At 43.9% G+C, this 13,893-nt stretch carries 16 protein-coding genes and 1 pseudogene; 10 read left to right on the forward strand and 7 right to left on the reverse strand.

Annotated elements, in window-relative coordinates:
* Position 1: 1 nt before the first annotated feature.
* The gene (locus MUN53_RS12610; protein WP_022454590.1) at positions 2 to 1,549 is read right to left on the reverse strand and encodes a glycine--tRNA ligase; all 1,548 of its coding nucleotides are present in this window, start codon (positions 1,547 to 1,549) and stop codon (positions 2 to 4) included.
* 180 nt (positions 1,550 to 1,729) lie between these two features.
* Between MUN53_RS12610 and MUN53_RS12615 the strand changes: the two genes are divergently transcribed.
* The gene (locus MUN53_RS12615; RefSeq protein WP_243325799.1) at positions 1,730 to 3,166 is read left to right on the forward strand and encodes a Gfo/Idh/MocA family oxidoreductase; all 1,437 of its coding nucleotides are present in this window, start codon (positions 1,730 to 1,732) and stop codon (positions 3,164 to 3,166) included.
* Between the two features lie 83 nt (positions 3,167 to 3,249).
* Here the strand turns inward: MUN53_RS12615 and MUN53_RS12620 are convergent, their stop codons facing one another.
* The 4 genes from MUN53_RS12620 to MUN53_RS12635 all read right to left on the reverse strand — a co-directional run bounded on the left by MUN53_RS12620 (position 3,250) and on the right by MUN53_RS12635 (position 5,098).
* Positions 3,250 to 3,660 carry a type II toxin-antitoxin system VapC family toxin gene (locus tag MUN53_RS12620; RefSeq protein ID WP_022454580.1) on the reverse strand — a complete coding sequence of 137 codons (411 nt, stop codon included), beginning with the start codon at positions 3,658 to 3,660 and terminating at the stop codon, positions 3,250 to 3,252.
* Between the two features lie 4 nt (positions 3,661 to 3,664).
* The gene (locus MUN53_RS12625) at positions 3,665 to 3,907 is read right to left on the reverse strand and encodes a hypothetical protein (protein ID WP_022454581.1); all 243 of its coding nucleotides are present in this window, start codon (positions 3,905 to 3,907) and stop codon (positions 3,665 to 3,667) included.
* Between the two features lie 128 nt (positions 3,908 to 4,035).
* The gene (locus MUN53_RS12630) at positions 4,036 to 4,812 is read right to left on the reverse strand and encodes a DUF6261 family protein (protein ID WP_243325801.1); all 777 of its coding nucleotides are present in this window, start codon (positions 4,810 to 4,812) and stop codon (positions 4,036 to 4,038) included.
* Between the two features lie 19 nt (positions 4,813 to 4,831).
* Positions 4,832 to 5,098, reverse strand: a complete 267-nt coding sequence (locus MUN53_RS12635) for a hypothetical protein (protein ID WP_243325803.1) — start codon at positions 5,096 to 5,098, stop codon at positions 4,832 to 4,834.
* 323 nt (positions 5,099 to 5,421) lie between these two features.
* Here MUN53_RS12635 and MUN53_RS12640 point away from each other — a divergent pair, with 323 nt between their 5' ends.
* Entirely contained in the window at positions 5,422 to 5,802 is a 381-nt protein-coding gene (locus MUN53_RS12640; protein ID WP_243325805.1) for a hypothetical protein, read from the forward strand.
* A complete protein-coding gene (locus tag MUN53_RS12645; RefSeq protein WP_243325806.1) occupies positions 5,799 to 6,188 on the forward strand; it encodes an META domain-containing protein in 390 nt (129 codons plus the stop codon). Before MUN53_RS12640 ends, MUN53_RS12645 begins: the two co-directional genes overlap by 4 nt.
* 295 nt (positions 6,189 to 6,483) lie before the next feature.
* Here the strand turns inward: MUN53_RS12645 and MUN53_RS12650 are convergent, their stop codons facing one another.
* Both MUN53_RS12650 and MUN53_RS12655 read right to left on the reverse strand, forming a co-directional pair.
* Positions 6,484 to 7,404 carry a ketopantoate reductase family protein gene (locus tag MUN53_RS12650; RefSeq protein ID WP_243325815.1) on the reverse strand — a complete coding sequence of 307 codons (921 nt, stop codon included), beginning with the start codon at positions 7,402 to 7,404 and terminating at the stop codon, positions 6,484 to 6,486.
* 20 nt (positions 7,405 to 7,424) lie between these two features.
* Positions 7,425 to 9,538 (reverse strand): annotated as a pseudogene (locus tag MUN53_RS12655) (DUF4838 domain-containing protein).
* A gap of 84 nt (positions 9,539 to 9,622) precedes the next feature.
* Between MUN53_RS12655 and MUN53_RS12660 the strand changes: the two are divergent.
* From MUN53_RS12660 to MUN53_RS12690, 7 genes are all read left to right on the forward strand, one after another.
* Positions 9,623 to 10,279, forward strand: a complete 657-nt coding sequence (locus MUN53_RS12660) for a TatD family hydrolase (RefSeq protein WP_243325807.1) — start codon at positions 9,623 to 9,625, stop codon at positions 10,277 to 10,279.
* A gap of 239 nt (positions 10,280 to 10,518) precedes the next feature.
* Complete coding sequence (locus tag MUN53_RS12665; protein ID WP_243325808.1) at positions 10,519 to 10,848, forward strand: ArsR/SmtB family transcription factor; 330 nt, start codon at positions 10,519 to 10,521, stop codon at positions 10,846 to 10,848.
* Positions 10,849 to 10,911: 63 nt separating this feature from the next.
* The gene (locus MUN53_RS12670) at positions 10,912 to 11,148 is read left to right on the forward strand and encodes a thioredoxin family protein (RefSeq protein ID WP_243325809.1); all 237 of its coding nucleotides are present in this window, start codon (positions 10,912 to 10,914) and stop codon (positions 11,146 to 11,148) included.
* Positions 11,149 to 11,150: 2 nt separating this feature from the next.
* Positions 11,151 to 11,552, forward strand: a complete 402-nt coding sequence (locus MUN53_RS12675) for a nitrophenyl compound nitroreductase subunit ArsF family protein (protein WP_243325810.1) — start codon at positions 11,151 to 11,153, stop codon at positions 11,550 to 11,552.
* A gap of 2 nt (positions 11,553 to 11,554) precedes the next feature.
* Entirely contained in the window at positions 11,555 to 12,268 is a 714-nt protein-coding gene (locus tag MUN53_RS12680) for an aromatic aminobenezylarsenical efflux permease ArsG family transporter (RefSeq protein ID WP_022454847.1), read from the forward strand.
* Positions 12,265 to 12,723 carry an arsenate reductase ArsC gene (locus MUN53_RS12685; RefSeq protein WP_243325811.1) on the forward strand — a complete coding sequence of 153 codons (459 nt, stop codon included), beginning with the start codon at positions 12,265 to 12,267 and terminating at the stop codon, positions 12,721 to 12,723. Before MUN53_RS12680 ends, MUN53_RS12685 begins: the two co-directional genes overlap by 4 nt.
* A 13-nt stretch (positions 12,724 to 12,736) precedes the next feature.
* Complete coding sequence (locus tag MUN53_RS12690) at positions 12,737 to 13,705, forward strand: permease (protein WP_243325812.1); 969 nt, start codon at positions 12,737 to 12,739, stop codon at positions 13,703 to 13,705.
* Positions 13,706 to 13,893 lie beyond the last annotated feature (188 nt).

Consider the following 13,893-nt stretch of genomic DNA (forward strand, 5'->3'; position numbering starts at 1 on the left):
GTTATTCTTCTACTATTTTCTTCAACAAACTTCTCATGCTCACTTTCTCAGAGATAATGCTATGCAACTGATCGATGCTGACACGTTCCTGTTCCATTGTATCACGGAAACGGATCGTTACGCAATTATCTTTCAATGTATCGTGATCGACAGTGATACAATAAGGAGTACCAATAGCATCCTGACGACGATAACGCTTACCGATTGAATCCTTTTCGTCGTACTGGCAACGGAAATCGAAACGCAACATCTGCATGATTTCTTCTGCTTTTTCAGGCAGACCGTCTTTCTTCACCAACGGAAGAACAGCCAGCTTGATCGGAGCCAACGCTGCCGGCAACTTCAAAACAACACGTGTTTCGCCATTTTCCAACGTTTCTTCGCAATAAGAACCGGCCATCACACTCAAGAACATACGGTCCACACCGATAGAAGTTTCGATGACGTACGGAGTATAGCTCTGGTTCAATTCCGGATCGAAATATTGGATCTTCTTTCCAGAGAATTTCTCATGCTGGCTCAAGTCGAAGTTAGTACGGCTGTGAATACCTTCCACTTCCTTGAAACCGAACGGCATTTCAAATTCGATATCAGTAGCGGCATTCGCATAGTGAGCCAACTTTTCATGATCATGATAACGATATTTCTCGTTACCCAAGCCCAATGCCTGGTGCCATTTCAAACGAGTAGCCTTCCATTTCTTGAACCATTCCATTTCTTCGCCCGGACGAACAAAGAACTGCATTTCCATCTGTTCGAACTCACGCATACGGAAAATAAACTGACGGGCAACGATCTCGTTACGGAAAGCCTTACCGATCTGAGCAATACCGAACGGAATCTTCATACGGCCTGTCTTTTGTACGTTCAGGAAGTTCACAAAGATACCCTGAGCTGTTTCCGGACGCAGGTAAACCTTCATTGAACCATCAGCTGTTGAACCCATTTCTGTAGAGAACATCAGGTTAAACTGACGAACATCCGTCCAGTTACGAGTACCTGAAATCGGACAAACGATTTCGCAATCCAGAATCAGCTGACGCAAATCCTCGAAGTTCGAATCGTTCATATCCTTTGAATAGCGTTCGTGGATTTCGTTCCACTTTGCCTGGTGTTCCAACACACGCGGATTGGTTGCACGGAACTGAGCCTCATCAAAAGCATCGCCAAACTTCTTGGCAGCCTTGGCTACTTCCTTATTTATCTTTTCTTCTATCTTAGCCAGATGATCTTCGATCAGGACATCGGCACGATAACGTTTTTTGGAGTCTTTGTTATCGATCAACGGATCATTGAAAGCATCCACATGGCCGGAAGCTTTCCAGATTGTCGGGTGCATAAAGATAGCCGAGTCAATACCCACTACATTCTCATGCAGCAAAGTCATGCTATCCCACCAGTATTTCTTAATGTTGTTCTTCAACTCCACACCGTATTGTCCGTAATCATAAACAGCGCCCAGGCCATCATAAATTTCGGATGAAGGGAATACAAAACCGTATTCTTTACAGTGCGATACTAATTTCTTAAAAACATCTTCTTGTGCCATATCGAATCTTTTAATAATCTTTTCTTGCTTGATTTATCAGCTTGCAAAGTAAGCGATTTTTTCACAATCTTTTATCACTTCTTTCTGTAATTTGTTGGAAAGCATAATGAATCTTCCATAAAAATGCTATCTTTACGACAAAATTATCTATAATAGTTGACTTAAATCATTCCTTTAATCATGATGCATTCAGAAATATCCCGCAGAAAGTTCCTGAAGAGTGCGCTGGCATTATCGGCCGCTTCAGTGATTCCTTCCTTCTGGATTCCGGCAAAAGCGAGTACCATGCCTAAGAATCCGTTCGTCAGTGCCAACGACCGAGTAAACATAGCCTTTATCGGTATCGGAAACCGCGGTGGCGAAATTGCCAAAGAGTTATACAATACCGGACTGTGTAACGTAGTCGCTCTCTGTGATGTGGATATGGGAGCCAAGCATACGCAGGAACTGATCTCGATGTTCCCGAAAGTTCCCCGTTTCCAAGACTTCCGGCAGATGTTTGACCAGATGGCAGACAAGATCGATGCCGTTACAGTGGGTGTTCCCGACCATTCACACTTCCCGATTACCATTGAAGCCATGGCACACGGCAAACACGTGTATGTAGAGAAACCAATGGCACGTACTTTCAATGAGATCGAAGTGATGATGCGTGCCGCCAAGAAATACGGAGTAGTCACCCAGATGGGTAACCAAGGCCACTCCGAAGCCAATTATTTCCAGTTTAAAGCCTGGAAAGAAGCTGGTATCATCAAAGATGTGACAGCCATTACGGCACACATGAACAGCTCACGCCGCTGGCACGGCTGGAACCCGCATATCAAACACATGCCAATGGGCGAGCCTGTTCCGGAAACGATGGACTGGGATACCTGGCTGGGGGTTTGTCAATATCACGACTATAACCACGATTATCATTTAGGACAATGGCGCTGCTGGTATGATTTCGGTATGGGAGCGTTGGGCGACTGGGGCGCACATATTTTGGATACAGCCCACGAGTTCCTCGACTTAGGATTACCTACAGAAGTCAATCCGCTTTATCTGAAAGATCATAATCCGTTCTTCTACCCGATGTCTTCTACACTGTTGTTCCGCTTCCCCGAACGCGGCAACATGCCGGCTGTAGATGTTACCTGGTACGACGGACTGGATAATATTCCGGCTGTGCCCGAAGGTTACGGCGTTTCGGAAATCGATCCGAACATCCCGACCGTAGCCGGTGGAAAGATACAACCCGCCAAGTTGAATCCGGGTAAAGAAATCTATTCAAAGACATTGACCTTCAAAGGTGGTTCACATGGCAGCACGTTGTCGATCATTCCGGAAGAAAAGGCAAAAGAAATGGCTTCTAAATTGCCGGAAGTTCCGAAGAGCCCATCAAACCATTATGCCAACTTCCTGCTGGCTTGTCAAGGAAAAGAAAAGACCCGTTCGCCGTTCGAGATCGCCGGTCCGTTAAGTCAGGTATTCTGCCTGGGTGTTTTGGCGCAGCGACTGAACCGCAAGCTGGTATTCGACCGCGATACCAAACAGATCACCAACGATCCGTTTGCCAACCAGATGCTCGTAGGCGAACCGCCGCGTAAAGGCTGGGAACAGTATTATAATGTATAAGGTCTTAATATTATAAACAAACAAGGTTTCAGATCATCTTCCATCGATATGTCTGAAACCTTGTTTATTTGTACTTACGCTGATTATCGTTTTATCCAGTTCTCAAGTCTGATACCTGAGAAGTTCTTAAAGTCTTGTAAATTTTCTGTTACCATTACCAAGTCGTACACAATAGCAGTACAACCTATCAGCAAATCAAAATTGTCATCCGCAGGTGTTCCAGCCAAACGCAAGCGTGCTTTTTCTTTGGCAAAAAGATCAAGCGTTTCGCTAATTGGCAACACTCGTACGGATGCAATAAATTCATCCAAGCTTTGCATACGGCGTACTAACCCCTGTCTATTACCCAATTCCGCACCATACTTCAGTTCTGCCACAGTTATCTCTGAGATATAACAGTTTTCCAAACCTACTTCATCCATTTTCTTGTCCACATTATATTTTCCACGCAGCAAGAAGATACAGATATTTGTGTCAAGCAGATATTTTTCCATATTCTCAGAAAGCCATTATATCATCTTTGAAGTTCCGCGCTTTTTTCACTTCTTCAGCCAGCTTGTCGGCATCCAAGCTATCCATATCACGCCAAGCACCATAAAATCGACTTGCTGATACGGAATGATCCTTTTTCTCTTGCCGCATTGAATTACTAAGTCGGGCTATCAAATCCAACTTCATTTCATTGCTCAAATCTTTCAGCAGATTCCAATAACGATCTGCATTACTAACAGATACTTCCATATTGCTATCTCTATTGGTTTAGTTGCGAAGATAAGGATTATTCTGACAACGTCAACAAAAACAAACAAGGTTTCAGATCATCTTCCATCGATATGTCTGAAACCTTGTTTGCTGATATATCCGTTCGTTTAGAACTTGATCGCGTTCTCGTCTTCTTTCTTCGCGCTGTTTGTGGCACGGGTTTTCAGTTTCGTACGTTGTTGTTCGACGAGGGCATTCACATTGCCGATGAAGGTCGCGAATTTCTCATCGCCGTGCATCGCAGCCAGCATATTGACGATATCCACCAACTTCCGATAAGCATCGTCGGCAGCTTGGCGAGCCTGCTTCGAAAGTCCCACTTCGCGGGCAGCCTCTTCCTGCACTTTGGCATCCGTAGCGTTCAAGAATGAAGTTTCCGCATTTTCCAAGCGAGTCAACCACGGTTCGATATCCAGGTCGGTGAAATCGCCCATCTCTTTCGCGGCTTTCAATTCCTGCAACAAATTATGCAAGATACCACTTTCCTCGAGTTGCGGCTTGGCTGTCGGATTCCCGTATTTATCCAAAATAGCCAACGCTTTCTCGGCAGCGGCGGCAATCGAAGCGTCCGGATGGGCAGTCATCGCCTTGACGTAATTATACAATCCCGTCCACGCAAAATCGCGCGCCGCGTCGGCTTCCGTCACCCTTTTAGCCGAGGGCACTGTATTAGAGGCCTTCAACGCACTGTCCAAACCGTCCACCGCCGTTTTGTGCGTATCCACGCCCGTCGTCAGGAAAGTAACCGATGTTTCCGGCAAACCTTCGGCAATCAAAGCCCCGGTCGTAGGCAATTCTTCGGCATATTGCTGAACACGTTGGTGGAAAGCGAAGTCTTCTTCGATGCGAAGTCGAGTAAGGTCAAAAGCACTTATCTTTTTCATAGTAAATACATTTAAATAATTATTCGAGGAAAAGGTAGGCATTCTTTCTTTTAAACGAAAGAATTTCGACAAAAATTTTCCCCGAAACTACATTTTTCTCATCAAAAGCCCTTTCGGGAAGTCCGAAAGCCGATTTTTCCCCCAAAAAGTACCGTCGGGAGTCCCGAAAGCCAATTTTTTCAGAAAAAAGCCTTGTCGGGGCTTCCGAAAGCCAAGTTTTTCTCAAAAATGTATTTTCGGGAGATTTTGAAACCAATTTTTCTTCCGGTAAAATCTTTAACTTCAAAGATTATGAGATTAAATTTTGAAAACTACGAAGTTTTGACCTAACTTTGCAACGCATCTGAAAAACAGATGCGTTTTTTTGACATATCGTAGCTCAATCGCTGTCTGAATCACCACCTCGGAAATGCAAAACGAGCTATTACAATTCTTGTTGGGAGCCCGCGCTATAGCGCAGACTTTCCCATAAAGAATTGTGGCTTGTGGTGAGCCCAGACAGCGTATGGTGATTGTCTGCGCTTTTCTTTTTTATGGTTAAACGTATGACGTTGCTAAATAGATGAATCATTACAGTCATTATATGTTTAATCTAAAAAAGTTTGTAAAATGAAAAAAGCATTATTTAGCGCAATCATTATGATTACTACGCTATCTTCTTGTTCTACCCTTTTTACAAGTTCTAAACAAAACATCACGTTTGTAGGAGATGCTGGAACAAAAATTTATGACAATGGGATGAAAATTGCCACAATTGGAGAGAATGGAGAAGCGAGTGTAAGAATGAGGAAAAAAATCTCTTCTAAAGAACTTATCGCCAAAAAAGAAGGATTCAAACCGACACCGTTATTACTCCAAGCGACCTTTAATCCTATTTCATGTATCAATTTATTAAATGTTCTTGCCTGGGGTATTGATTTAGCGACACAAAAAGTATGTAAATGGGAAAATACACATATTGAAGTTGAATTAGAAAAAGAAAGCAAATGATGAAAAAGATAATTGTATTTATGCTGGTTCTGTTATCCAGCACATTGTGTTTATCATCTTGTTCTAAGGATGATGATATTAACCTGTCAAAAGAATCTGTTATCGGAACATGGGATGTAACTTGGGCAGAAATGGATGGAGAATCGTTAGATGTACCTGCTGGATATGTCTATATTACTTTAAATAATGATGGCACTTATAAAGTTGTCATGTTCTCAGACAGATATTCAGGGACATACAAAATTGAAGGCAATACGGTTATCGGTACGACATTAGATCCTATAACTGAATATTTCAAATTCACGAAACTGGAAGGTGATAATGCGGAAATCGATTATTCAAATAGTGAAGAAGATTTCTACAAATTCAAAGCTACTAAACGATAATTTACCAGCTTTATTTATACTATAAAATGCAGCTATATATCACAAATAAGTATATAGCTGCATTTCTTCATATAGTTTATATCGAAAGCACACTAAACCTCAAAAGGCTTATTGGAAAGATATAAGGTTACAGCAATTCTACCGGCTATCATTACAAGTCGGTGCACTCAAAAGCAGTAATAGGGTGCACACGACATTTTTTTTACAGACTTCTATATTTCATTGTAGACAAGAAAACTCTTTTTTATTCAATTGTCTAAATCTAGAGAACACTGATCAATCCGGATTATTATTTCTATTTCCGAAACTTCCCGGCTACCCGCTGATAGGTGGGCATCTCTACACCGAGGCGGTCGCCCAGCGCGATCATATCGAACAGGATTCCCTGGATTTCCGATTCATGGCCGTGAGCCAGGTCTTTCTGCATCGAGGCGGTCGAACTCGGGTCCAGCTTATCGACTACCATCAAATTATAGGCGACCTGATCTTGTGGGAAAGTAATCCCCAGACGACGGCCGATCTCCGTACTCTCGCGAGACAGTCCGGCGAACACATCGCGCACTTCACCGGCATGTTGCACCTCACCCATCGGCACATCGAAGTAGGCACCGGTACAAGCCATGGCCGAAATAAACGACCACTTGATAAACGTGTCGCAGTTGATATCCTCCGAAACATCCACCTTGATACCGCATCCGCGGAGCTCTTCTCCCAAGGCTTCCAACCGTTCGCGGGCGACAGGCTGGCTACTGCGGGCACCATAGACCAACCGGAAGACTGAACCCGACTGCGTGATCTCGCCCGGGCCGGAAATAAAGCCTACAATATAGATACAACCATCGAGCACGGTTACTTCGGGCACGAGGCGTGCCAACCGCTCGCCGGTTCCATACACATTCAGAATCGGTACCACCAAGGTGTCCGGCGTGGCCGCCTTGCGCAATAAATCCTGAATCGAGTCGAGGGCATATCCTTTCACACACACGAAGATCACATCCGCTTTCCCCTCGTATGCATCTGCCGTACAGGCCGGGACTTTCAGCCAATGTTCACCTTTCAAATCCGACTTCAGGTGTAATCCATGCTGGCGAATAGCTTCCAACTGCGCACCACGGGCGATACAAGTGACTTGCTTTCCGCCCAATGCCAGGAAACCGGCAATCGATCCGCCTACGCCGCCGGTCCCTACAATCAGATAATTCTTTTCTTTTTCCATATGAAAACTATACAAATACGTTACAACACCGTTACTTCATCCATAAAGAACCAAGCAGGATGACCTACGCCATAGTGCCAAGCCGGACACATCCCGATGGCATCGACTTCCACTTTGATATAACGCGCCTTGACAGGCTTGTCGGAAGTAACTTTCCCACCGACGAACTTAACTTGGGGGGCACGGTCTTCGGCAAACGAGAAGGAACCGAAAGGCTGATAGGTCTGGTTGTCCGTCGAAATCGAATAAGTCACCTTTTCGGGAAGAAGAATCCATTGTCCCAACTGATGAAGGAAGTCGGCTTCCACACTGCTGAATTCTTTCTCTTCGCCCAGATCGAGGATGAACGAGCCGTCCACGCCTTCCCAGCCGACCCAGCTCTCTACGAAGGTCGTGCCACCAAACAGGCCGTCGGTCAATGCCGTATCAGCAATCTTCTGATAACGTTCGCCCGGCTTTTGCAACCAGATCACCTTTGCACCCAACGCCTTGCTCTTTTCGGCTTGCGGCAAGAAGCGTTTTTCGTACAGATCACAATAATCCTCGGGCGCATTGCTACGTTCGTTCAGCGACTTGATGCCGAACTTACGGCACTGCTGACGGAAATAATCCAACTGCTGACGTACCTTGGCCACATCCTGATTCGTTTTAGTACGAGCTATTTCCAACTCAGAATAAATCAATGACAAACGAGACAGCTGGACACGGTCCAAACGAACCGGATCAGAAGCCACGGCCGCCTCAGCCTGGTCGAACAACTCATCATACGTCTTACAAAGCTGATCGTTCAACATTCCGTTCTTATGTGTTACCGGCGAATCGTAAATCCACAAGTTGGTACCGCTTGCCAGCAATCCACCCTGCATGATCTTCTGATATTGATACAGATAAGGAGCCGCCGCCCCATAATAACCATCCATGAAGCTACGCATCAACGAATCGGCATTCTGATACGGATTCCACATCAGCTTTCCAATCATATAAGCACGCATTTCCGAAAAGTCGGTTCCTTTAGAACCATTGACTTGCGAGAAGTGCATCGTCACATGGTTCTTCTTGAACAACTGGATATTCTTCTGCAAGACATGGAAATTGGGGAAACACGATACCATGTTGTCGAAGTTAATTCCATAATCCCATACAAAAATATTGTTGGAGATAGCCGACCAGCCTTCGAGCGCTTTCACGAAATCACGTCCCGACGCATTATCAGTCAGCGGTACTTCGCGCATACAGTCAATATCGCACAACATGATATTCACGTTCGGCAGTGGCTTTACCTTCTTGGGTGGATGCATGGTAAAGAGATAAGCCAGGGTAGAAATCTCCTTGTCGGGGAAACGTTCTGCCAACTTGTTCATGAAACGGATATAGGCACCTGCCGGAGAACCTTCTTCCTCATACACCTTACGGCAATTCTCACATGTACAGAAGGTATTGTTTCCGTCGTTCTGACTGACCGAGATCAATTTCTTATCCGGGTTCGCCTTGAAAACAGAATCCAATATGAATAATATTCGGGATGTTCCTTTCCATACACTTCCGAAGGCATCAGGCGGTCGAATGTATGTACCCACATATTGTCGATGAAGACTTCATTCGGTTCTTCCAGGCGGAACCACATCTTGTAAATCGGATCATCACAACCGTAACTAAACGACTGGCGATACCGGAAAGCCGGTGTCTCCGACAAATGAATCTCCGGCAAGGTAATTGTCTTCGAAGGCGTCAATGTATAGGCTTTGTAGGCATAATACGAAACACCCATGTATTTTTCCAATAAAGTCACCACGCCATAGATCGAGCCTTTGTCTCCTCCACTCGTAATCCGCAACTGGTTCTGTTCGGTACAAAGGGTAAAACCATCTTCTCCTGCCTCTTCCGATTTTCCACCGATCACGACATCACCCGATTTCGCTTCTCCTTCCACAATCGGCAACGAAGCCCCGCTGATCCGCTGCACAAAGTCTTGTAACAAATCAGCTGCCTGACGGTTTATTTCACTCTTCTCGCTCACGACAATCCGCGAAACCGCCTTCCCGTCTTTCACTAATGTCAATTGAGCCGAAGCATCCGCCATCCATAAAAAAGCTGAAAGGGCCACCATGCCCCATTTCTTGTAATTCAGTTTCATGTAATTTGTTTTTGTGTTTTCTAAATTTCTCCGTTTAACTTGCACACAATATTAGTACTTTTGTTCCATTCAAACAAGAAGAAGATGAAATACATCGATATTCATACGCATACAGTGATTCCCAAAACCCAGGAAAACCGAATCTCTTTTTACAACCGGATCGTCGGCCAAGAAACCCTGGGTGATTTATCCCATATAGAAATGTTTTCGGTTGGAATCCATCCGTGGTTTATCCATTCCGACAAAAGTAATGACCAGCTTCTCGAACAGCTGTGGGAAAAAGCCAAGCAACCGGAAGTCTGGATGATCGGTGAAGCCGGACTTGACAAACTTCACGAAGCACCGCTCGAACGACAACTTTATCTGTTCGAACAACAAGCCTTGCTGGCTGAAGAACTCCACAAGCCACTTATCATCCATTGTGTAAAAGCCTGGAGTGAACTGCTAGCCTTACGGAAGAAAATTCGCCCGCTCTCGCCTTGGCTCATTCACGGTTTCCGTGGGAAAAGAGAATTAGCAGAACAGCTGCTGAAAGAAAACATCTATCTTTCGTTCGGTGAACAATTCCAATTGGCAGCCCTGCAAATAGCCTGGCCAAGTCATCTTTTCTTAGAAACCGACGAATCAAAACTGGACATACAGGAGATATACGAAAAAGCAGCGGCAGCCTTATCCGTTCCAACAGAGATGTTAATGGAACAAATCGAACAGAACTTTTCTCTGCTCTTCTCAGGTGAGTAAAGGGCACAAAAAAAGGCTATCTTCACAGACAGCCAATTTCCATTGTTAACCTTAAATCTAATACCATGAAAAACACGATGCAAATATAGACATTTTATGTTATGTAACATAGCTCGTCAATACTTTTTCTTCTAAAATCGGCCTATTTTAACTACATTTAACTAATTCATCCAAAAATCAGGCAGAAAAGTTGGAAATATTCCTAGTTATTCGTACTTTTGCGAACAACAAACAAGGATATGGAAGAGAAAAAGGAATATACAGCAACCCAAGAACAGCTGGCACGCTTTGCCAAGGCATTGGGACATCCGGCAAGAATTGCCATCATGCACTTTCTAGCCAAACAGGAAACCTGTTACTTTGGCGACATTCATGAAGAATTACCCATAGCCAAAGCGACCGTTTCCCAACACCTGAAAGAGTTGAAAGATGCTGGTTTGATACAGGGAGAAGTCGAAACCCCGAAAGTAAAATACTGTATCAATCAGGAAAACTGGAAACTGGCAAGCCGACTCTTTACCGATTTCTTCGGCCAGGCTATATGCAAATCAAAGGGTTGCTGTGAATAACAGTCCCTTTTTTTCTCTTTATTGTTCGTTGTTTTGCGAATTACATATATAATATACGATACAATGGAAATTAAAGTTTTAGGAACAGGTTGCGCCAACTGCAAGGCATTGTACGCAACCGTCGAGAAAGTTGTCAATGAGTTAGGTATTCAGGCTGAGATCATCAAAGAGGAAGATCTGATGAAAATCATGGAATACAATGTCATGACTTTACCGGCTTTGGTAATCAATGACAAAGTTGTAGCCAAAGGTCGGATCAACGCCGGTGAAGTAAAGGAATTAATCGCTTCAAACCAATAATTATGACACGGATCCTATTTTTTCTTATCAGTAGTTTGTTTTGGATAGCCGGTGAACTGCAAGCACAAACAGATTCATACGTGGAAGTTTTGTACTTCCATGGGAAACAACGGTGCATCACTTGTAAATCAATCGAGAAGTATACCCGTGAAGTCGTTTTTACCGACTTTGCAGACTTGGCTAAAAAAGGGAAAATCCGTTTCAAAGAAATAGACATATCCACGCCCGAAGGAGAAGAACTGGCCAATGCATATCAGGTCAGTTGGTCTTCATTGTATATCAATCAATGGAAAGATGGAAAAGAACAACGGAACGATATGACACGTTTGGGCTTTCAATATGCCAAGAATAAAACAGATTATTTCAAACAAGAGATCCGCAAGAAAATAAATCAGTTACTTTAAGAATGGACTACTTACAGACTCTTTTGGATAGCAGTGAAATACCTGTTATCACGGCTCTTCTGTTGGGTTTACTCACGACCATCAGTCCTTGTCCGCTGGCTACTCATATAACAGCGATCGGATTTATCAGTAAAGATGTAAACAACCGGAACCAGATTTTTCTGAACGGTATCTTTTACACCTTGGGCCGTATTCTCTCTTATTCCGTCTTAGGAGCCATACTGATTACTTTATTGCGGAACGGTTCCGAAATGTTCTTTATACAAAAGGCGATCAGCCGATGGAGCGAGTTATTACTTGCTCCGGCACTGATCTTGATCGGTCTGTTCATGTTGTTTGGAGATAAACTGGCCTTGCCCCGATGGGGATTTTCGGCAACCGAGAAAACCGAAAGACTTCGAGGTAACTGGGGCAGTATGGCATTGGGACTACTGTTTGCCTTAGCTTTCTGTCCTACCAGCGGATTATTCTACTTCGGCATGTTAATACCTATGTCTGCCATGGAAAGTGGCGGATATTTATTACCCGTAGTATATGCTTTCGCTACCGGATTTCCGATCGTTCTGATAGCTTGGGTACTGGCATACAGTGTGGCTGGTATCGGAAAATTCTACAACCGCATTCAGGTATTCCAGAAATGGTTCAACCGGGTCGTAGCACTGACATTTATTCTTATCGGTATTTATTACGGACTTATTAATTGGAACATTATATGAAGATTTTGATTTTATGTACGGGAAACAGTTGCCGCAGTCAGATGGCGCATGGTTTCCTTCAATCGTTTGACCCGAATTTAGAAGTATTTTCGGCTGGAACCCATCCGGCAGAAAAAGTAAATCCCATGGCTATCGAAGTCATGCAAGAAGCAGGTATAGACATTAGTCATCACATACCGACGAATGTATATGAATATATCAACGAATCTTGGGACTATGTGATTACCGTTTGTGATCATGCCCGCGAGACTTGTCCGGTATTTCAGGGAAATGTAAAGAAGCAATTGCATATTGGCTTCGATGATCCTTCGGAAGCACAAGGTACGGATGAATGGATCAAAAGTGAATTTATCCGTGTCCGGAAAGAGATCAAAAATGCGTTCTTTGCTTTCTATCTGACCGAAATCAAGAAGTTGCATATCCCGACTTGTACATGTCAGCAATCTAACCATTAATCCACTTATAATCATGATACAGACTTTTGCCGACTGGCTGGTTTATGGTGTTATGGGACTTCAGGCAGACAGCGCACTGGGAACAGCCGTCAACTTTTTCTTTTATGATACGATCAAGATTCTGATCCTATTATTCTTCATCAGTATCATCATGGGAATTATCAACGCATACTTTCCGATCGAACGTCTGCGTCATTATCTGACATCCCACCGGCTTTATGGGTTACAATATTTCCTGGCTTCTCTATTCGGAGCCATTACCCCATTTTGTTCCTGCTCTTCTATCCCGTTATTCATCGGATTCGTAAAAGGCGGTATTCCGCTGGGTGTGACTTTCGCCTACCTGATTACTTCGCCACTGGTCAATGAAGTAGCCGTTGCGATGTTTATCGGAACATTTGGACTGCGGATCACAGTCATTTATGTTGTCAGCGGTATCTTACTGGGAATGATTGGTGGATATGTTTTGGGCAAGATGAAACTGGAACCGTATCTGAGTGATTGGGTAAAGCAAATCCAGCAAGGGGCCACAAACGAATCCAATCTGTGGGAAAAAGAACATACTCCCTTTTTCCATCGTTTGCCGTCTATTATCCGGGAAGCCTGGAACATCGTTAAAGGTGTGCTGGTATATATTCTGATCGGAATCGGGATCGGAGCTTTCATGCACGGATATGTACCCGAAGGATTCTTCGAGCATTACATGGCAAAAGACAACTGGTTGGCAGTTCCTATTTCTGTCCTGTTGGCCATTCCGATGTATGCCAATGCCGCCGGAATCGTTCCCGTCATTGAAGTCTTTGTTTCCAAAGGTATTCCTATCGGGACAGCCTTAGCCTTCATGATGGCAGTAGTAGGATTATCACTTCCCGAAGCAACACTTCTCAAGAAAGTCATGACTTGGCGCCTGATTGCTATCTTCTTTGGAGTGATCACGCTGTTTATCATCTTCTTAGGTTATCTGTTCAACATCGTCTTATAAAGATGCCTATCTTTTGATCAATTCATGCCTACCTTTTGGTGAAAATACGCCGGCTTTTTATCAAAAGGTAGGCATGAATTGACTATGCCTAAATTTACTTTACACTTTTTTGATACGTTACTAAAAAACTCTACAGATAAAATAAGTCTTACTAAAAGGCTTTACATATTACCTTTGCAAAGATAAAA

Source organism: Parabacteroides faecalis (genome assembly GCF_022809355.1).
Lineage (GTDB): Bacteria > Bacteroidota > Bacteroidia > Bacteroidales > Tannerellaceae > Parabacteroides > Parabacteroides faecalis.